The 20,526-nt window shown below is 69.8% G+C and carries 13 protein-coding genes; 6 read left to right on the top strand and 7 right to left on the bottom strand.

What is annotated here, in order from left to right; genetic code table 11:
• Positions 1 to 6 precede the first annotated feature (6 nt).
• From CW359_RS08300 to CW359_RS08285, 4 genes are all read left to right on the top strand, one after another.
• Positions 7 to 2,628, top strand: coding sequence for a non-ribosomal peptide synthetase (locus tag CW359_RS08300; protein WP_105969119.1), 2,622 nt, complete (start codon positions 7 to 9; stop codon positions 2,626 to 2,628).
• 174 nt (positions 2,629 to 2,802) lie between these two features.
• Complete coding sequence (locus CW359_RS08295; protein WP_105969118.1) at positions 2,803 to 6,009, top strand: family 78 glycoside hydrolase catalytic domain; 3,207 nt, start codon at positions 2,803 to 2,805, stop codon at positions 6,007 to 6,009.
• Between the two features lie 509 nt (positions 6,010 to 6,518).
• Positions 6,519 to 7,862, top strand: coding sequence for a jacalin-like lectin (locus CW359_RS08290; protein ID WP_105969117.1), 1,344 nt, complete (start codon positions 6,519 to 6,521; stop codon positions 7,860 to 7,862).
• Between the two features lie 209 nt (positions 7,863 to 8,071).
• Positions 8,072 to 10,087, top strand: coding sequence for a ricin-type beta-trefoil lectin domain protein (locus CW359_RS08285; RefSeq protein WP_408647462.1), 2,016 nt, complete (start codon positions 8,072 to 8,074; stop codon positions 10,085 to 10,087).
• Here the strand turns inward: CW359_RS08285 and CW359_RS08280 are convergent.
• Positions 10,080 to 11,087 (bottom strand): Ppx/GppA phosphatase family protein, encoded by a 1,008-nt coding sequence (locus CW359_RS08280; protein WP_105969269.1) that lies wholly within the window; start codon positions 11,085 to 11,087, stop codon positions 10,080 to 10,082. The two genes, CW359_RS08285 and CW359_RS08280, sit on opposite strands and share 8 nt — an antisense overlap.
• Positions 11,088 to 11,764: 677 nt before the next feature.
• Positions 11,765 to 12,121: a hypothetical protein gene (locus CW359_RS08275; RefSeq protein ID WP_105969115.1), complete on the bottom strand. Its 357-nt coding sequence runs from the start codon at positions 12,119 to 12,121 to the stop codon at positions 11,765 to 11,767.
• 222 nt (positions 12,122 to 12,343) lie between these two features.
• Between CW359_RS08275 and CW359_RS08270 the strand changes: the two genes are divergently transcribed.
• Entirely contained in the window at positions 12,344 to 12,841 is a 498-nt protein-coding gene (locus CW359_RS08270) for a hypothetical protein (protein ID WP_105969114.1), read from the top strand.
• A 79-nt stretch (positions 12,842 to 12,920) separates the two neighbouring features.
• Here CW359_RS08270 and CW359_RS08265 read toward each other — a convergent pair whose 3' ends face one another.
• Complete coding sequence (locus tag CW359_RS08265; RefSeq protein ID WP_105969113.1) at positions 12,921 to 15,167, bottom strand: hypothetical protein; 2,247 nt, start codon at positions 15,165 to 15,167, stop codon at positions 12,921 to 12,923.
• Between the two features lie 53 nt (positions 15,168 to 15,220).
• Positions 15,221 to 17,035: a flavin-containing monooxygenase gene (locus CW359_RS08260; protein ID WP_105969112.1), complete on the bottom strand. Its 1,815-nt coding sequence runs from the start codon at positions 17,033 to 17,035 to the stop codon at positions 15,221 to 15,223.
• Between the two features lie 236 nt (positions 17,036 to 17,271).
• On the opposite strand from CW359_RS08260, the gene CW359_RS08255 reads away from it, so the two are divergent.
• The gene (locus CW359_RS08255) at positions 17,272 to 18,294 is read left to right on the top strand and encodes an SMP-30/gluconolactonase/LRE family protein (protein WP_105969111.1); all 1,023 of its coding nucleotides are present in this window, start codon (positions 17,272 to 17,274) and stop codon (positions 18,292 to 18,294) included.
• Between the two features lie 19 nt (positions 18,295 to 18,313).
• On the opposite strand, the gene CW359_RS08250 is transcribed toward CW359_RS08255, so the two are convergent.
• From CW359_RS08250 to CW359_RS08240, 3 genes are all read right to left on the bottom strand, one after another.
• On the bottom strand, positions 18,314 to 18,976 hold the full coding sequence (locus CW359_RS08250) for a helix-turn-helix domain-containing protein (RefSeq protein WP_105969110.1): 663 nt from the start codon (positions 18,974 to 18,976) through the stop codon (positions 18,314 to 18,316).
• A 48-nt stretch (positions 18,977 to 19,024) separates the two neighbouring features.
• Positions 19,025 to 19,465, bottom strand: coding sequence for a VOC family protein (locus CW359_RS08245; RefSeq protein WP_105969109.1), 441 nt, complete (start codon positions 19,463 to 19,465; stop codon positions 19,025 to 19,027).
• Positions 19,466 to 19,643: 178 nt separating this feature from the next.
• Positions 19,644 to 20,471, bottom strand: a complete 828-nt coding sequence (locus tag CW359_RS08240; RefSeq protein WP_105969108.1) for an SDR family NAD(P)-dependent oxidoreductase — start codon at positions 20,469 to 20,471, stop codon at positions 19,644 to 19,646.
• Between the last annotated feature and the right edge of the window lie 55 nt (positions 20,472 to 20,526).

Below are 20,526 nucleotides of genomic sequence, written 5' to 3'. Positions count from 1 at the left end.
ACCACCGTGTCAGGCCCCCTCCAGCCCGCAGCCCGCTGCCACGCCGTGCGCGTCCGCTCGGACCGCTCCCAGGCCCCGGCGGCAGCTCCGGGGCTGTGGACCGAGGACGTCCCCGTACCGGCTACCGACCCGCTCGCCGAGCGTCGCCGAGAGGCCGAACTCGCCCGCCCGGCCCAGGACATACGCAGGGTCCTGCTCCGGTACGCCGACGGCGTGGCCGACCTGATCGTCGTGGCCCCACGCGACCGCTGGGACCGTACGGCCCTCGGACGGCTGACGGCCGGTGACTCCGTCGCACCGCGAACCGACCACGACGCCTCCGACGCACCGGCGACCCCGCCCGCCCCCGCGCCCGCCTGGGGCCTGGCGGACGGCGGCCCCACGGTCCCCCACCTCTTCTCCCTCACCGACGGCGGCGACGAGGCGACCTGGCTCGCGGCCCTCGCCGTCACCCTGCGCCGCTACGACCCCGAGAGCACCCCCGTCATCGGCACGGACCACGGCTCCCTCACCGTCGAAGAAGCGCCCACACTCGGCGAGTTGAGGCCCTCACCCGCGGAGGGTCCCGCGCTCGTCGGCCTGCTCTTCGACGAGGCTGAGGTGCCCGGCGCGTACGTCCCCTGCCTGGCGCCTCCGTTCCCCCTCACCGTGTCCGTCTTCAAGGACACCGACGGCTGGCGACTGCGCTGCGACCACCTGGGCACCCACGTCTCCACGCAGATGGCCGCGCAGTTCACCCAGCACCTCGTACGCGTGCACCAGCACATACTGAGCGCGCCACAGACCCGGGTCCACGACGTCGAACTGCTGGACGAGGCCGAACGCGACCGTGTCGCGGCGCTCGGCCGGCCGCCCCGCCGTCTGGTCACCACACAGCTGAGCCTGCCGGAGGCGTTCGCGCGGATCACGGCCGCGACGCCGCACCGCATCGCCCTGACGGACGGCGGCGCGGGACTGACCTACCGCGAACTCGACGAGCGAGCCACCCTCCTGGCACACGGCCTGCGCGAACGGGGCGTCGAGTCCGGGGACCGGGTGGGCGTGTGCCTGGAGCGCACCGCCGAGTTGGTCGTCTCCCTGCTCGCCGTGCTGAAAACCGGCGCGGCCTACGTGCCCGTCGACCCCGCCTACCCGGCGGACCGCATCGCCCACACCGCGCGGGACGCGGGACTGGGTGTGGTGATCACCCGGCTGCCCGAGTTCCCGGACGTACCGGGCTGTGTGCCCGTGACACCCGACGACCTGCTCGACGCGACGCCGAAGCTCCGCGACACCGTCACCCTCCCGACCGTCGCTCCCGAGACCGCCGCCTACGTCATCTACACCTCCGGCTCCACCGGCCGCCCCAAGGGCGTCGAAGTACCGCACCGCAATGTGGTCGCCCTGATCGACGCGACCCGCGACGAGTACGGACTCGGCGGGTCGGATGTGTGGACGTGGTTCCACTCCAGTGCCTTCGACTTCTCCGTGTGGGAGATCTGGGGCTGCCTGCTGACCGGCGGACGGCTGGTCGTGGTGCCGTACTTCGTCTCCCGGGAACCCGACAGCTTCCGCGACCTGCTGCTGTCCGAGAAGGTCACCGTGCTGAGCCAGACCCCGTCGGCCTTCGGCCAGTTGCTGGCCCTCGACCACACCCGGGTCGGGGTCCGTCTGGTGGTGTTCGGCGGCGAGCCGCTCGACGCGCGGATGCTGCTGCCGTGGTTCGACCGGCACCCGGAGTCCGTCTGCCGCGTGGTGAACATGTTCGGCATCACCGAGACGACGGTCCACGTCACCGAGCAGACCCTCACCCGGAAACTGGCCCTCGCCGCCACCCGCTCCGTCGGTCACGCCCTGCCCGGCTGGCACCTGTACGTGACAGACGACGCGGGCCGACTCCTGCCACCCGGCGTGGCAGGCGAGATCTGCGTCGGCGGCGCCGGGGTCGCCCTCGGATACCTCGGCCAGGCGGAGTTGACGCTCCGTCGGTTCGTGCCGGACCCCTTCACCGGCGGAGTGATGTACCGCAGCGGCGACCTCGGGCGGCTGCGCCCCGACGGGCGACTCGAACACCTCGGGCGGATCGACAGCCAGGTCAAGATCCGCGGCTTCCGGATCGAACTCGACGAGATCCGCACCGTCCTGCTGGAGGACCCGGATGTACGGACCGCAGCCGTGACCGTGCGCCGCGACGACCCGGCCGATGCCGCCACCGCCGGCATCCACGCGTACGTGGTCCTCGCCGGCGGCGACCCGTCCACGATCCGCAAACGGGCCGCGGGCATCCTGCCCGACCACATGCTCCCCGCCACGATCACCGCCCTGGACGCACTCCCCCTGACGGCCAACGGAAAACTCGACACGGCACGACTCCCCGCACCCGTGACCCCCGTCGCGCCGACGCGGGACGCCGCCCCCGCCACGGACGACGACCTCACCGATCGCCTACTAGAGATCTGGACCGAGGTCCTCGGCAGGCCGGTCGGCCTGGACGACGACTTCTTCGAACTCGGCGGCAACTCCCTGTTCGCCGTACGCATCGGCGCGGCACTGCGCGCACGCGGGCTGCCGTCCCTGCGTCTGCGCGAGCTGTACCGCCACCCGACCATCCGGGAGACAGCCAGAAGCCTCACTTCCTCGAACAGCTGACCAGCAGCTGACCAACAGTGAGACTGAACCCGTTCGAGAACACGACGCGAACCTCGATTAAATCGATTCATACACAAGCCGGACGCATTCTCACCTCAGGCATTGACCAGGAGGACGCGGAACCCTAACCTCCGGGCAATCGCCTTGAAACCTTTCACGAGCCGAGGGTGCACCATGTCCTGGGACCTGTCGCGTCGAAGACTTCTCCAACTCGGTGGCACCACTGCCGCCTCCGTCGTGCTGACCGGGCCGCAGGCATTCGCGGCCGGCGACGCGCGGGTCCCGGCGCTCCCCGGCAAGCCGCCCGTGCCGACCGGGATGCTCGCCGACCTGCTCCCGCAGGCACTCGTCACGAGTGCCGGGCAGAGCCCCCGGTTCAGCTGGCAGGTGCCCGACTTCTGCGCGGGCACCCTGCAGCGCGCGTACCAGCTGCAACTGGCCACCGCTCCGGGCGGTTTCAAGGACCGCCGGCTCGTCTGGGACTCGGGGATGCGCAGGTCCGCCGACTCCACCGCCGTACCGTACGAGGGGCCGGCCCTGCAGCCCCGTACCGCCTACTGGTGGCGGGTCGCCAGCTGGGGTGAGCAGCGTTCCTCCTGGTCGGCGCCCGTGCTGCTCGCCACCTCGGTCGAGGACCAGTGGGAGGCCGAGCCGATCTGGGTGCCGTCGGGGCCGGTCATGACGGACGGGACCTTCGCCGCCCGGCTCAGGATCACCGCCGTGGCCGCCGGGGTGTGGTTCCGCGCCGCGAGCACCGCCAACAACTACATGTGGCAGCTGCGCGCCGGCAGCCCCGGCGTGCTGCGCAAGCACGTCTGTGTGAACGGCACTTACACCGTCCTCGGCGAGGTGAGGCTGCCGTCCGCCGTCGTCACCGGGGAGTGGCTCGACCTCTCCGTCACCATGACCGGCTCCACCTTCACCACGAGCGTCAACGGCACCGTCGTGGACACCACGACCGACACCCGTTACGCCTCCGGCAACATCGGTCTGCGCAACGGCCTGACCGAGTCACAGGTATACGACCGCGTCACCTTCACCGCCGCCGACGGGACCGTCCTCCTCGACGACGACTTCGCCTCCGCCAAGGGCACCTTCTCGGCCGGTACGGTCTCCGGCGGCACGCTCACCTTCCCCACCGGCGCCTCCTCGCTCTCCTCCTACGGGGCCGACGACACCTGGGCGCTGCTGCGCCACGAGTACGGCACGACCGCGGGCAGGAAGATCGCCGCCGGTGTCCTCTACGTCGCCGCGACCTCGCCCGACCCGGCCCGGCAGTACGTGGCCAAGGTGTGGAGCAACGGCACCGTGGTCGGGCACGCCTCCGTGCGCTCCGGCAGCGGGACCGCGTACCAGGCGTTCGACATCACCTCGACCCTGCGGGCGGACGGCGGCCCGAACGCGCTCGCCGCGCTGTGCTGGACCACCTCGCAGCAGAGGTTCCTGGCCCAGCTGGAGATCACGTACACCGACGGCAGCCGGACCACCGTCTCCTCGGGCGACCACTGGAAGGCGCGTCGCCAGGCCGGGTTGCTGCCCGCGAAGGGCAGTGCGGGCAGCAGCTACTTCACCGTTCCGCAGGAGTACTGGGACCTGCGTCAGGAGCCCGTCGGCTGGACCCGGCCCGGCTTCGACGACAGCGGCTGGCTCACCCCCGTCGTCCGCACCGCGATCAGCGGGCTCGTCCCGGCGCCGATCGAGACACCGGGACTGCACGACGTCACCCCGGCCTCCGTCACGAAGGTCGCCGACGGCCGCTGGCTGGTGGACCTCGGCCGGGAGATCGTCGGCGGGCTGTCCCTGGAGGTCACCGGGAGCGCGGGCGACACCGTGGAGGTGCGGCTCGGCGAGGAGCTGAACTCCGACGGCACCGTCAAGTACCAGCTGCGCGCCACCAACACCTACCGCGAGGTGTGGACCCTGCGCGACGGCGAGCAGAGCGTCGAGCACTGGGGTTACCGGGGCTTCCGCTGGGCCGAACTGCGCACGGGCCTGGACCTGTCGGGGGCCGTCGTCACCGGGCGGGCGTGGCGGCTCGACTGGGACGACACCGACGCCTCCTTCAGCAGCTCCGACCCCGATCTCGACCGGGTCTGGGAGCTGTGCCGGTACTCCATCGAGGCCACGCGCGGCGACCTCTACACCGACACGCCGACCCGGGAACGCGGCCCGTACGAGGGCGACGCGCTGATCAACCAGCTCTCCGAGTACGGCGTCCAGCGCTCCTACGCGCTGGCCCGCTGGTCCAACGACTACCTGGTCCGCAAGGGCACCTGGCCCACCGAGTACCGGCTGATGTGCGCACTGTCCGCCTGGGAGGACTACCTCGCCACCGGCGACGACCGTCAACTCGCCAAGGACTACGACCTGTTGGCGGCGAAGAACCTCACCTCGTACCTGGACTCACGGGGGTTGGTCCGCAAGGCGCCCGGCAGCAGCAGCCAGGATCTGGGCGACCTCGTCGACTGGCCGACCGCCAGCCGCGACGGCTACGTCTTCACGAACGTCAACACCGTCGTCAACGCCTTCCAGTACGCGGCCTTCGACGCCCTCGCGCAGTGTGCCTCGGTGCTCGGCAAGGCCGACGACGCGACGGCCCTGCGCGCACGTGCCGACACCCTGGCCACGGCCATGCGTACGGCCCTGCTGGACAGCGCGTCCGGCCGGTTCCTGGACGGTGAGGGCACCACGCACAGCGCCCAGCACGCCACCGCCTTCCCGGTCGCGCTCGGCGTCGCGGACACCCTCGACGACGAGGTACGGGCCCGGCTCGGCGACACCCTCGCGGCCGGCGGTATGCGGGTGAGCGTCTACGGGGCGCAGTTCCTCCTGGACGCCCTCTTCCGGCTCGGCCGCGCCGACGCCGCGCTCGCCCTGCTCACGTCCACGGCCACCAACTCCTGGCTGCACATGCTCGACACGCTCAAGGCGACCATCGTCACCGAGGCCTGGGACCCGGCGCTGAAGTCCAACATGACGCTCTCCCACGCCTGGGCCTCGGCTCCGGCGAACGCGATCCCCCGGCATGTGCTCGGCGTCCGTGTCACCGCCCCGGGGGCGGCGGAGTTCCTGATCCGGCCCAGGACCGGCGCCCTGACCGACGTGACGGGAAGGGTCCCGTCCGTGCGCGGTCCGGTCGAGGTGGCCGTGCACCGGTCGGCCGACGCCCACACGACACGGGTGACGGTGCCGCCCAACTCCCGCGCGGTGCTTGAGGTGGAGATCGGCGACGCCGACCCGGCGGACTACCGGGTGCGGGCGAACGCGCCCGGCGGACGCGGACGCGCGACGGTCGGACGGGTCACCGACCTCACCGGCACCGTGCTGCGGATCGGTCCGGTCGGCTCCGGCACAACGACGGTCGAGCGCGTCGGTTCCTGACGACGTGGCCCCCGGGTTCCGCGACCCGGGGGCCGCCCGCGCCACCTCGTGGACCCGCAATTCGTCCCCCAGACCGCCGCGTGTGCTCGTCGTGGACGCCGACAGCGGTACACGTCCCCTGCTGACGAGGTTGCGCGAACTCGGCCTGGACGTCCACGTGGCCGCCCTCTCCCGCAAAGCCGGGGATCACTGTGAAAGTCGGCGAAATCGTTGACGATCACCTCGGCCCACCGCTACGTTCACGCCTGCCCGGTTGTCGACGGCGGTGTCTCCCGCCCCCGACGGTCGACCGGCAGCGCGAACAACGTTCGACACGTCGACCGTGCACGGCGAAGGACAGCTCCCTCCCGACGCCGTGAACCACGCCCGACGCGGATCCGAACCGTCCATGTACGGACGGCGGCTCCTGTGAAAGTACGCCCGAAGTCTCGACAGACCCCAGGTAACCAGCGGTAACTTCAGCCCCGTCCCCACTGCAACCGCTTTCCCTCCCCAGGAGCCACACCCCCATGCGTAAACTCCTCGCCTGTCTGACGACGGCGGCAGCCGTCCTCGGCGGGCTCACCGCGGCAGCCCCCTCGGCGTCGGCCGCCGACTCCGGCACCTTCAACGTCCTCACCTACAACGTGGCCGGACTGCCGGAGATCATCTCCAGCGCGTCGACCGACCGCGAGACCTCCACGACGACGATCGGCCAGCGGATCGCGCCGTACGACATCGTCAACGTCCAGGAGGACTTCAACTACCACGCCTACCTCTACGCCGCAGACACCGCGCACGCCTACCGCACCGCCACCAGCGGCGGCGCCGGCATCGGCAGCGGCCTCAACACCCTCTCGAAGATCTCCTACGACGGGGACGACTTCGAGCGGGTGGGCTGGAACACCTGCACGTACGGCTCGGGCGACTGCCTGACTCCCAAGGGCTTCACCTTCATGCGTGAGCGCCTCGCCGAGGGCGTGTACGTCGACTTCTACAACCTGCACACCAACGCCGGGACCAACGCCGACGACCTCGCCGCCCGCGCCGACAACCTCAGCCAGCTCACCGCCTTCATCGGCACCCACTCCGCCGGCAACGCGGTCGTGGTCATGGGCGACACCAACACCCGCTACACGCGATCCGGCGACACCATCGCCGAGTTCGCCGCAGCTAACGGCCTGACCGACGCGTGGGTCCAGCTGATCCGCGGCGGCGTGGCCCCGACCAAGGGCAGCGACGCCCTGGTCTGCGACCAGACCGGGACCACCGTCCCCAACACCTGCGAGGTCGTCGACAAGATCCTCTACCGGGGCAGCAAGCTGGTCTCGCTGAACGCCACGTCGTACAACAACGAGCACTCCAAGTTCCTCGAGTCCGGCACCAACCTGATGCTCTCCGACCACGACCCGCTCACCGCGGGCTTCACCTGGTCGCGCAACTCCGCGTTCCAGCTCAGCGACCAGTTCGGCGGACCGCACGGCGACTACTACAACGACATCGACAGCGTGCCCGCCGCCGCCCGCGCCACCACCATCGCGCTGCGCGCCGGCTCCCGGGTCGACCAGGTGAGCGTGACCCTGTCGAACGGCACCACGCTCGCCCACGGCGGCACCGGCGGCACCGCCTCCTCACTGACCCTGGGCAGCACCGAGTACGTGACCACCGCGTACCTGTGCCAGGCCAAGTACAACGACCAGACGCGGATCTTCTACGCGAAGTTCACGACCAACCTCGGCCGCACCCTGGCCGGCGGCACCACGACCTCGGACTGCGTGACCCGCACCGCGCCGTCGGGCTGGCAGATCGCCGGGTTCCACGGCCGGACCGGCGACGAGGTCGACAAGGTCGGCTTCATCTACACCCAGCGCTGACCTTCCTCACCCAGCGCTGACCCTCCTCCCGCCGCCCTGCGGTGAGTCGCTGTCCCTCCGGGGCGAGAACGACTCACCGCAGGGCGCACGGCAGAAGCACGAGCACGGGCACGGGCACGACAGAACGCCTGACGGACCCTTGCCCAGCCAACTGACCACCTTCCGACAGGCCACGGCCTCCACCCGACCGCCAGCACACTATCCAGACCATGGAAGGCACCCGCATGCCGAGCAACTCCCCGCGTGGCTGGGCCAGACGCATCACCGTGCGCGCCCTCGCACTGGCCCTCGGACTGTCCGGCCTGACAGCCCTGACCGGCCACGAGCCGTCGGCGCCGCTGTCCGCCGAGCCCGTCGCGGTCAGCACCAGCCAGATCGGGGTCACACCGCCGTCGATGGGCTGGGCGTCCTGGAACAGCTTCGCCAGCAGCATCGACTCCACCGTCATCAAGCAGCAGACGGACGCCCTGGTCTCCTCCGGCATGGCGGCGGCCGGCTACGAGTACGTCAACCTGGACGACGGCTGGTGGCAGGGCGACCGCAACGCGGACGGCTCCATCGCCGTCGACGAGACCCTGTGGCCCGGCGGCATGAAGGCCATGGCCGACTACATCCACAGCAAGGGCCTGAAGGCCGGCATCTACACGGACGCGGGCAAGAACGGCTGCGGCTACTACTACCCCACCACCCGCCCCGCAGCCCCCAACACCGGCATGGAGGGTCACTACCAGCAGGACCTGGAGACCTTCCAGCGCTGGGGCTTCGACTACGTGAAGATCGACTGGTGCGGCGGCCGGGTGGAGGGCCTCGACCCGGAGACGACGTACAAGGCGATCGCCGCCGCCAACGAGGCCGCCACCGCCGTGACCGGCCACAGGCTGGTGCTGTCCTTCTGCGAGTGGGGCAGCGGACTGCCGTGGAACTGGGCCACCGGCTACGGCGACCTGTGGCGCACCAGCACCGATGTCATCCTGTGGGGCCAGACCCCGACCACCGGCATGATGCTCACCAACTTCGACCGGGGCCTGCACCCGGCCGCCCAGCACACCGGTTACTACAACGACCCCGACATGCTGATGGTCGGCATGAGCGGCCTCACCGCCGCCCAGAACCGGCTGCACATGGGCCTGTGGGCGATCTCCGGCGCCCCGCTGCTGGCCGGCAACGACCTCGCCACGATGAGCACCGCCACCCGCGACATCCTCACCAACCGCGAGGTCGTCGCCATCGACCAGGACCCGCGCGGACTGCAGGGCGTCAAGGTCGCCGAGGACACCCGCAACCTCCAGGTGTACGGCAAGGTCCTGGCCGGCACGGGCAAGCGCGCGGTGCTGCTGCTCAACCGCACGTCGTCGTCGGCGTCCATGACCGTGCGCTGGGCCGACCTCGGGCTGACCGGCGCCTCGGCGTCGGTGCGCAACGCCTGGACGGGCACCGGCGCCGGTTCGTACGCGACCGGTTACTCCACCACCGTCCCGGCGGGCGACGCCGTCCTGCTCACCGTCTCCGGCACCGAGGCGTCCGGGTCGACCTACGAGGACACCACCACGGCCACCACGCCCACCTTCGGCGCCGTCACGACGGGCGCGGCGGGCACCAAGCTGGTGGACATCACCTACGCCAACGGCGGCGGCACGGCCCGCAAGGCGACCGTCCAGGTCAACGGCCAGTACACGTCGGTGGTCTCCTTCCCGCCGACCGGCTCGGCGACGACGTACCGGACCGTGTCGGTGCTGGCCCACCTCGCCAAGGGCACCAACACCGTGCGCTTCGCGACGGTCTCCGGCAGCACCGAGCCCGACATCGACGCGATCCGGGTCCAGGGAATCCCCGGCACCAACGGCGTGGCCCTGGTCGGCACCGCCTCGAACCGCTGCGCCGGCCTGGAGAAGAACACCATCACAGACGCCTCCCAGGCCATCCTGTGGGACTGCTTCGGCGGCCGGAACGAGACCTTCACCCAGACCTCGCGCGGGGAACTCGTCGTCTACGGCAACAAGTGCCTGGACGCCAACGCCGCCGGAACCGTCAACGGCACCAAGGTGATCATCTGGGACTGCAACGACGGCACCAACCAGAAATGGACCGTCCACGCCGACGGCACCATCACCAACGACCTGTCAGGGCTGTGCCTGGACGCCGAGGAAGCGGCGACCGCCAACGGCACCAAGCTGCTCCTGTGGACCTGTAACGGTCAGACCAACCAGCGCTGGACCCTCAACTGACCTGACCACGAGCCACCGGTCGGCCGACCGGGGAGGGGAAGTCGTGCCGGGGCGCCGCGGCAACCACGCCGAGATCCTCCAGCAGCAACCCTTCCCTGGTCGACCAAGGACAGATGTCGACACTCTCGGCCTCGCACGCCTTGAGCAGCGCCTCGGCGACCAACGCGCCGGCCAGCGCCTGCCCCGCACGATGCCGCGAGATGCCCGGCAGCCGGATCCGCCGGGCGGGGTCCGTGCGGGCCAGCACCGGAATCCACGGCCGCAACTGGGACAGCGTCAACTGCCGCCCACGATGGGCCTTCCCGCGCCGAGGTGACGTTCCGGCCAGCAGGGCGAGCTGCTCAAAGGTCTTCGAACAGGCGACGACCCGCCCGTCCCGCGCGGCCACCGGCAGCCCCGGCGTCGTGCTCAGGGCATGCCCAAGATATTCCCGGACCTCCTCCAGACGCCCCGAGGAGGCGAGGACACCGCCCGGGAGCCGGTCCCTGGTGATCCGCCGTGCACCCAGCGGCAGCGACAGCACACTGCTCGGCTGCGCTCCCCGGCCCATGGCCAGCTCCACGGTGCCACCGCCGATGTCCAGCATCAGCAGCGGGCCGCTCTCGGACCCCGCCCACTTCCGCGCGGCCACATAAGCCAGGCGGGCTTCTTCCTCACCGGCCAGGACCCGCAGCCGGACACCTGTGGCACGGGCGACCCGCGCGATCACCTGGTCCCGATTGGCCGCGTCCCGGATGACCGAGGTCCCGAAAGGAAACACGGTCGGCGGGCGGCTACCCCGGGCCGCACCCATCGCCTCGGCCACGGCACGCTGCACATCGGCGATCCCGGCCTCACGCATACGCCCCCGGCGGTCGACCGCCTCCTGCAGCCGCAGCCGCACCTTGTACGAGAAGACCTGCTCCAGCCCGGTCCCCGGCTGCCACCCGGCCACCGTCAGCAGCGCGCTGTGGCACCCGACATCCAGTACGGCGGCCCGCCCCGCCACTCCCCGACCCATCCCGCCCCATCCCCGATTCCACCCGCTCGACCGGGCCCGGCCGACAGCGACCTGCTCCGACTGCCTGCACAAAAAGCACACGCTCACTACGACCCTAACGGGAACCAGCACCTCGCCACCGCTGCTCCTGACGCAGGATTAATCACAGTGCGTCGACACATGACGAAACGTTGACGTCGGACGAGTCGGTTCAGGGGCCTGGCGATGGGCGCCGGAAGGGGCAGGGTTCCCGAGCCGACGGCGGGCGACAGGGGGCGACACGGGGACCGGGCGAGGCGGCACGGGGATCAGTGCCTACCTCGGAGCGGGCCACCGGAGCGTCTGATTCCGGAAGGAAGGCGCCCCTTCCGCCAGGCCCACCGGAGGCTCGATCGCGGCGAGACCCGAGTACGGAGACGGGGGTGCTCTTGGCGCGAAGGAGGCCTTGTTGCTGCGCCCGTGCGACTTTCAGGCAGGAGAGGCAGCACTGCAGAACCGGGCGGTGCCGGTTCGCCGTCCGGACCAACGGGGTCTGGACAGGCTGGAACCACAAAACCGACCCGGTCTCGGGTCTCCCCCACGTTGGGGGACCACAGTCTTACCGTCCGGCAGACGAGCGATACCGGGATCAACTGCGGTACACGTTGGCTTCCCACCAGTCGATCGGCGGCCGATCCCCGTGGAGTTCGACCTGCCGGTCAGTAGCCGGGCGGGAGCCGGTCCTGCGGACCGTCAGCCACGTCCGCTGCGCCTTGCTCCCACCGCACCTTCTCCGCCACGGCCGGATCGGTCGAGTCCGAGATCAACTCCACGACGCGCAGGGTGCATTCCCACTCAGTCAGCCTGCCCTTGATCACCACCAGGTACGACTCGTGGTCGGCGAAGCGGTACACACGGCGCCGCTTCTCGACGATGTTCTTGCTCGGTACGTATGTATGGAGGACAGCGCGGAGCTCCTCCAGCGCCTGGGCCTTCGTCTCCCGCCCGTGGCAGATGAACTCGGTGCTGTGCGACTCACCGTTGAAGTACTGCACAATCGCAGCCCAGTTACCCATGCCCACTCCCCCTCTGTATCGCCGCCAGTCAGCCACAATCCAGCGACCAGGACAACAGCAAAACAGACCGTGGATGTATCCGGTTGCCAGTCGGCCTGGAGGACGAAGAACAGGAAGCACAGAAAGCGCGGCTTGGCCGCGATCGCGAGGCAAGGGCACAGCCCTCTGCACCGGCCTGCCCATGACCGACGGCAGCCTGAAGCTGTCTGAAATGATCGCCATGTGCTGCGAAGCGTAGAGATCACCGCCGAACTGACCTGCCCCATCCGAGGCGAGAGCCTCCACAACCTGCACTGGCAGCGGAAGTTGGAGCTGAGCCTGGACTGTTTCATCTGCGGGCGCACCGGGCGCACGACCTCCTTCCTGCACGGCCAGGAGCACGCAATCTGCTCGTCGGACAGGGAACGCCCGGAGCATCCCAGTGCCGCACGGATCGCCGGCTTCGACGTCACCGACGAACGGGAGCGGACGACGCTTCGGACCACTGTCGACTACTGGTGGGCGCCGTTCCACGACGCAAAGCGGGACCAGTCGGCCACAGCCCTGACAGGTGCACCCTGGGTCCGCCTGCACGCCGGGTACTACTGCCCAAAATCCCAACAGCCGGGAACGTTCACCATTCAAACCAACATGGTGCGGCCGGTAACCAGCACTTGTACCCACTGTGACCATCCACTCGCCACGAGTGCCCATACTCCCGGCATCCGGCTCCTCACCTGACTCCCCGAGATGTGCGTAGCCCCGATCACGATCGCCCGGCCAGTTGCCCTTCATGGAGACCGGTACCCGAGACCCGTTCCTAGACGCAGCCGTCGGGTGTGCACCTCGCCGTGTCCAGGACCCGGGGGTTCCCGCCCGTGACCGGTTCCAGGTACGAGATGTCGACGTATGCGGCGCCGCCCTCCACCTCCGAGAGACTTATCGTGCCGGCGAAGGGCCGGGTGTTGTCCGCTTCCGTTCCGACGCACAGCGGACTGGAATTGGCACGCCGGTCGATCCCGGACGCGATGGCAGCGAGTCCGACGTAGCGGCAGCCCGTGACTACATGGTTGTTGCCCGAGAAGCTGACAGACCGTTCGAGCCAGGTGACCCTGCCGGTGGCGACGCTGTTGCCGTAGGCGACCCGGAACTCGGTGATCGGGTCACGCTCCTCCGTGGTGTAGCACCGCACCCGGGTGCAGGTCGCCGTCTCCTTGGTCGAGTAGGTGAGGCCGCCGTCCTCGGACACCCAGTACGTCACCTGCACATTGCTCGGACCGCCCGGCAGGTCGATGGTGACGGTGCCGTTGAACGGCCGGGTGTTGTCGGCCTCCATGCCGACGCACAGCGGGCTGGAGGTGCCCCGGTCGGTGGTGCCGTCCGGAGCCGAGGCGATCACTTCGACGTACCGGCAGCCGCTGGCGACATGGTTGTCGCCCGAGAAGACCGCGCTGCGCGCCGACCAGTTCAGCTCGCCGACCGCGTAACTCTGGCCGTGGGCGACCCGGAAGTTCGGGGTGGGCTCCTGGTAGCCGGTGTAGGCGCAGCCGCTGCGGCTGCAGAGCATGGTGTACTTCGGCGTGCTGGGCTCCGATCCGTCGTCCGACACCAGATAGGCGACTTGGACGCGGTTGGGGCCGCCGGGTACGTCGATGGTCACCGTGCCGGAGAAGGGTCTGTCCGCCGTTCCTGCGCACAGCTTGGACGTCGTCGCGACATCCGTGAGCCCGTTCGGCGTCATCGCGATGATCTCGACCTTGCGGCAGCCGCTGACCACATGGTTGGTCCCCGCGAAGGTGACGCTGCGGGCTCCCCAGTCCAGCGTGCCGTTGTCGACGCCGCTGTTGCCATGGGCCAGCCGGAACTTCCGTACCGTGCCGGGCTCGGAGAGGTCGGGCCGGAGCTGGGATTCCGACACCATGTCGAAGACACCCCAGTAGTGTCCGCTCCATTCTTTTGTCGCTGTCTGCGGATCACGGGTTTCCACGTGTGTGAACGCCTCCACGCCCACCCAGCCCTGGAAGCGTCCGGCGTCGTCGATGACCTGGAGCATGGGCCGGGGATGCGAGTTGTACGTGTAGCACGTCTTGTCGCCTGTACCGAGGAGTGATTCGCACCAGTACTCCTCGGTGTTCTGCCGACCGGTGCCCAACTCGGCCAGGTAGCGGACCCGGTTCTTGGAGTTGTTCCCGCCCTGCGGCTGACAACTGGTTCCCGGCTGGAGATAGCCCATGCACTCGGCGTCGCCCGCGCAAGCCTGCCACGGCTTCCCCGAGTTGGTGGCGCCTGCGCCCTCGCCACTGAACGTCCAGTCGCCGCCTGTCCCCTCACGTCGCACGACACCGCCGTTGGCGGTGATGAAGGAGCCCTTGTACTTCTCCGTGCTGTACTCGTCGTCGGTGAGCAGCTGTTCCATGGGCACGCGGCTCGACATGCCGGCGTTGGAGCCGTACGCGATCCCGAAAGTGGCTCCGTAGTCGGAGAACTGGTCAATGGGCCCGGGGACAGTGGCATCGAACTGCTCGGCGTAGTAGTTCGAGCTGCGCATCCGTGCCACACCCCCGCCGGCCAGCTGCGCCGACTCCAGGATCCAGGACTCGGTCAGCGGATCGTCGAGAGCGGCCCCGGACCTGTCCTTGGTCCACGTCACGACGACCCGGCCCCCGGCGGCGTGCGCGTACGTCCCCTTGAAGCCCTGGCCGGGACGGCTGCCGAAGCCGTCGACGGTCCGGACGTCGCATGTGGGAACGGGAGCACCGCAGTTCGCGTCGGTGACGGCGGGGACGCGGATGGGCTGATCCCGCTGGTTCCAGGCCCAGAAGTCGGTCGTGACAGTGCCGTCCGCCTGGAAGGTGTAGTACCCCAGCCGCACCCAGTTCCGGTAGTTGTTGTTGCCCGGGATGTCGAGTCCGCCGACGGAGACGACCCAGTTCGCCTTGCCGCCCGGGAGCGTCGGGGCGGCCTGCGCCACGGTCGGCGCCACCAGCAGGCCCGCCAGGAGTCCGAGCAGGCCGAACAGGACCGCCGCACATCTCCGCAGAACACCTCTGTGCGTTCCGTGTTCCACAATTCCCCCTCGTATCGCCCGAGCAGGCCGCGATGGGCCGGCCCGGCGGATTTCTACGCTCGCGTGCAGGCCCTGGCCCGAAGGATCTCGTCCATCGAATGCTCACGCCAGTGCTTCAGGATCTCGTGGAAGGCCACCGCGCTGTGCGGGTAGGCCGTCGGGCCGTTCGGGCGGCCTCGGTCCTCGCGGTTGTAGTAGCCGGGGGTGCACTCCGCGTGGAACCACTCGTGGTCGGGGGCGTCTTCGGCCAGGGCGGCGATCCAGGCGTCCTCGGCCTCGCGGGACGGTTCGACGACCGCGCCCTTTGCCTCGGCGGCAGCGACGAGGGCGGCTGCGTGGACGGCCTGTTCGTCCAGGATGTGGGTGAAGTTGACGCTGCTGGCGTTGTGCAGGATTCCCAGCTGGATCAGGTTCGGGAAGCCGTTGCTGGTGAAGCCGTGCAGGGTGCGCGGGCCCTCCTGCGCCCAGGCGCGCAGGAGTTGGGTTCCGTTCCTGCCATGGACGGGGAGCTTGCCGGAGTGGATGCCGGACGTTCCGACGGAGAAGCCCGTGGCGAAGACCAGGCAGTCGAGTTCGTACGTCGTGCCGCCGACCACGACCCCGTCAGCGGTGACGCGTTCGATGCCGTGGGTGTCCGCGGTGTCGACCAGGGTGACGTTGGCCCGGTTGAACGCCGGGTAGTACCGGTCGGAGAAGGTGGGGCGCTTGCAGGCGTACCGGTACCAGGGTTTGAGCTTGTGCGCCGTGTCCGGGTCGGTGACGGTCTGTTCGACGCGGGCGCGCAGTTCGTTCATCTTGGCTGCGTCGGCAGCCTCGTAGACCGCTTCGAAGTCCTGCCGTTCGCCCTGGCGGCGGAAACTGGGCAGGAGCTTCTCCAACAAGCCCGCCGACACTGTCCATTGGTCGGCCACGAGGTCTCGTTCGGCTGTCTCCCCGGAGACGATGCGGAGGTAGTTCTCGCGGCGTTCGCGTGCCCAGCCGTCGTGGTCGGCGCCGACATCGTGGGCGGTGGTACGGCGGTTGGCGCGTACGTCCACCGTCGAGGGGGTGCGCTGGAAGACGTAGACGTGGGCCGCGTCCTCGGCCAGCATCGGGATGACCTGGACGCCGGTGGCGCCGGTGCCGACGATGCCCACCCGCTTGCGCGCGAGGGCGGTCATGCCGCCGTCCGGGGTGCCGCCCGTGTAGGCGTAGTCCCAGCGCGAGGTATGGAAGGTGTGGCCCTGGAAGTCCTCGATGCCCGGGATCCCGGGGAGTTTCGGCTCGGACAGGGTGCCGGTGGCGGTGACGACGTACGTGGCCCGGAACTCGTCGCCCCGGTCGGTGGCCACGATCCACGCGCCCAACTCCTCGTCCCAGGTCAGTGAGGTGACCGAGGTGGAGAACAGGGCGTCCGTGTACAGGTCGAACTTGCGCGCGATCCGCATCGCGTGGCGACGGATCTCCTCGCCTGGGGCGTACTTCCACTCGGGGACGTATCCGGTCTCGTCGAGCATCGGCAGGTAGACGTGCGACTCGATGTCGCAGTGGACGCCCGGGTACCGGTTCCAGTACCAGGTGCCCCCGAAGTCGCCGCCCTTCTCGACGATCCGGACGCTCTCCACACCCTCCCGGCGCAGCCGCGCCCCGGCGAGGATGCCGCCGAAGCCGCCGCCGACCACGGCGACGTCGACGGTGTCGCGCAGCGGCTCGCGTCCGGCCACCTCGCCCACGTAGGGATCGGCGGCGTAGTAGCCGAACTCCGCGTCGGCGGAACGGTATTGGCGGGCGCCGTCGGGGCGGACACGACGCTCACGTTCGAGGCGGTAGCGCTGCCTCAGCGCGGCGAGTTCGGCGGCGGCGGGTAGTTGTTGAGGGGTTGTCGTCATGGGGGGACCTCAATCCTGTCGATCTGCTGCCCTGCCGGCCACCCGCACTCAAGCGGGCGGCCGTCCGCTACCGTAGCAACAACCGGACAGTGGTGTCCGGTTGGAGGGACGGGAGCACCGCGAGATCAGGACACAGCGCCTCCGGACCCTCGGCGCACCCGCACCCACCCCCGGCAACAGCACCCCCACACAGCCCACAGCCCACAGCCCACAGCAGACAAGGAAGGTCGATCCCCATGCGACGGCTCCCGATCCCGTCCCTCGCCTTACTCACCGCGCTCGCCACCCTGGCCCTCACCGGATGCGGTACGGACACGGGTGACCCCGGCGACAGCACGGCCTCCGTCGGCGCGGGCAGGACCATCCGCGCCCAGCAGGTCATGCAACTGACGAAGGTGCACGAAGAGACCGGAATGACCCTGCTGGAGGGCCCCACCTTCGACGCGAACGGCAGACTGCTCGTCGTCGACGTCACCGCTCCGGCGGGCAAGCCGAAGGTGATACGCGTCGACGTCGCGAAGAAGACCTCGCGGCCGGTCCACACCGACGACCGGGGCGCCTACACCTCGGCGCAGTTCAGCCCGTACGACGGACGGATCTACCTGACCGACTACGTCCACGGCGACATCGTGAGCCTGGCCGCGGACGGGAGCGATCCGCGGACCTTCTTCTCCGGTGAGGTCGACGGGGCGCGGATGAACGCCGACGACATCGCCTTCGACGAGGCGGGCAACCTGTACGTCAGCGACTCACGTGCCCCGTCCGGGGACGAGCCGCTGGGTCGCGTCGTCCGGATCGACCGCGACGGCCGGACAGCAACCGTTGTGGCCGGGGAACTGGCCGCGACGAACGGCGTCTCGTTCGATGTGGGCTACCGCGGGCTGTGGGTCAGCGAGTTGACCCAGAACCGGATCTCCTACCTTCGCCTCGACGGAGCCGGAAAGGTGACCTCCCGGCACACCGCCATCCGCGTCGACGGCGGGATCGCCCAGACCGACTCGATCGCGGTGGACGCGGACGGCAATCTCTACCAGGGCCTGCACGGCCGTGCGGCGATGGTCGTGTACGACAAGTACGGCGAGCGTCTGGCGACGGTCGAGGTTCCTCCCGGCCGGGCCGCGGGGCTGGAGTCGGCGACGAACGTAGCGATCACGCCCGGCGGGACCAAGGCCTACATGACCGTCAGCGGGCCCGCCGGAGGGTTCCTGTACTCCTTCGACGCGCTGGCGGAAGGCGTCCGGCAGTCCAACGGCGGCTGACACCGCTCCGCCCCCGTACTCACCCCTGGAAGGGCCGCACCGGTCCCACCTCGACGCCGAGCAGCCGCCAGGACGCCAGCGCCCGGCGCTCCCGCTCCTCGCGGCTGTGGCCGGTGGCGGCACCGGAGACCATGGAGACGGCGAGCATCAGATCGTCGGCCGCCGCGAGGGGGTGACCGTCCGGCAGGTGCCCGCGCAGGGCTCGCTCGACCCGTTCGGAGAGGGCAAGCGCGTGCGTACGGGTGCGGGTACGGGTGTCGGAGTCGTCACCTCGGCCTCCGCCCTTGCCTCCGACTTCGCCTTCTCCTGGGCCTTCGCCTTCGCCTTCGCCATGGCTGTCGACGAGCAGGATGCCGATGAACGCCGCTGATTCCGTCACATGCCAGGTCATCACCCCCAGCACCCCGGGGAGACTCGCGTTCTCCGCTGCCGCCGCCTCCTCGACCTGGCGTACGTTCTCCTCCAGGACCGCGGTGGAGATGGCGGCCCGGTCGGGGAAGTGCCGGTACAGCACGCCCTGGCCCACTCCCGCCCGACGCGCGATCAGGGACAGCGGGGCATGCAGTCCGTGCTCCGCGTAGACCTCCCGGGCGGCGACGATCAGAGCGGCCCGGTTGCGGGCGGCAGCCTTCGGTCCCTGGTTGGGGGGCCGCCGCTCGTCCGGCGTGGGGCGCTGCGTCATCCCGGAAGGGTACCCGGGCAATGACCGGGGTTTCGGCGAGGCGAACCCTCAGCGCAGTTGCTCGGCCAGTCCGACGATGATGCCCTCCGGGCCGCGCAGGTAGCAGAGCAGATAGCTGTCCTCGAACCGGGCCATCTCACCGACGAGTTCGGCGCCATGAGGGCGCAGACGGGCAACGGTGTCCTCGATGTCGTCGACGGCGAACATGACGCGGTGCGTGCCCAGGATGTTGTGCGGCTTGTCGCGCGGGCCGGTGCTGGTCGCCGCCGGGCTGCGGTACCTCGCCAGCTCCAACCGGCTGTGACCGTCCGGGGTCCGGACCATGGCGATGTCACAGTGGACGCCGTCGAGTCCGGTGCACTGGTCGGCGACGAGGCCCTCGATCTCCGCCCTGCCCTCCAGTTCCATACCGAGTTCCACGAAGAACGCGACGGCGGCGTCCAGGTCCTCGACGACGATGCCGACGTTGTCCATCCGCTGAATTCCCATGCCGACCTCTTCCCATTTCCTGCTATTTACCAACTATTTCCCGCGCGGCCGGTGGCAGCCGCTGATACCCCTGGGACGGAGCCGGTGACGTCTTCTCGACATGCCTGAGGCACCAAAGACTCAACCTACGAGCGCATCAATGATCTGCGTCGTCCACGAGTGCCCCGGCATCGGCGTGTCAGCGAGGCGACCCCGTCGGGAGTGGCAGCACCGCCTCCGGCGACTCGGGCAGGGTCTGGCCGCCGTCGACCGTGATGACCTGGCCCGTGATGAACGACGCCCGCTCACCGGCGAGGAACTCGACCGCGTCGGCGATCTCCTGGGGGCGGGCCAGGCGCCCGAGCGGGATCGTCGCCGTCATCTGGGCCAAGTAGTCCTCCCCCATCCCGTCCAGACCCTCCGTCGCCACATTCCCCGGGGCCACCGCGTTCACGGTGATGCCGTGGGGCGCGAGTTCCAGCGCCGCCGTGCGCATGAAGCCGAGTTGGGCCGCCTTGCTCGCGCCGTAGTGGCTCCAGCCTGGGAAGCCGGTGACCGGGCCGGTGATCGACGAGGTGAACACGACCCGGCCAGCCGCGGACTCCCGCAGCAGCGGCAGGCAGGCGGCGACGGCCAGCATCTGGCTCTCCACGTTGACCGCGAACACCTCACGGATATCCGTGTACGTCAGTTCCGCGAGCGGCCTGTTCGGGAAGACGCCCGCGTTCAGGCACAGCACGTCGAGCCCGCCGATCCGCGCCGAGGCCGCCGTCGCGAGCCGCTCCGCCGAGTCGGGAGCCGCCGAGTCCAGGGCGAGCGCCTCGACGGTCTGCCCCTCCCGCGTCGCCTCGGAACGGAACTTCTCCACGACGGCGTCCGGCACGGTCCGCCCGGTGAGCAGTACGTCGTGCCCGGCGCGCACGAACGTCGAGACGATCGCCGCGCCGATACCACGGGTACCCCCGACGACGGCGACCTTCCTGGCCTGGAACTGGAATTCCGAACGGGATCGGTGCTGGGCGTTCATGTCGTTCCTCGTGATCTGGTGGTCTCGGTTCCTGGGCGTCTGCGGGTTCAACGAC

Source organism: Streptomyces geranii, assembly GCF_002954775.1.
In the GTDB taxonomy this organism is placed as follows: Bacteria; Actinomycetota; Actinomycetes; order Streptomycetales; family Streptomycetaceae; genus Streptomyces; species Streptomyces geranii.
The sequence above is the reverse complement of the archived record's forward strand: the minus strand, read 5'-3'. Positions and strand labels throughout refer to the sequence as shown.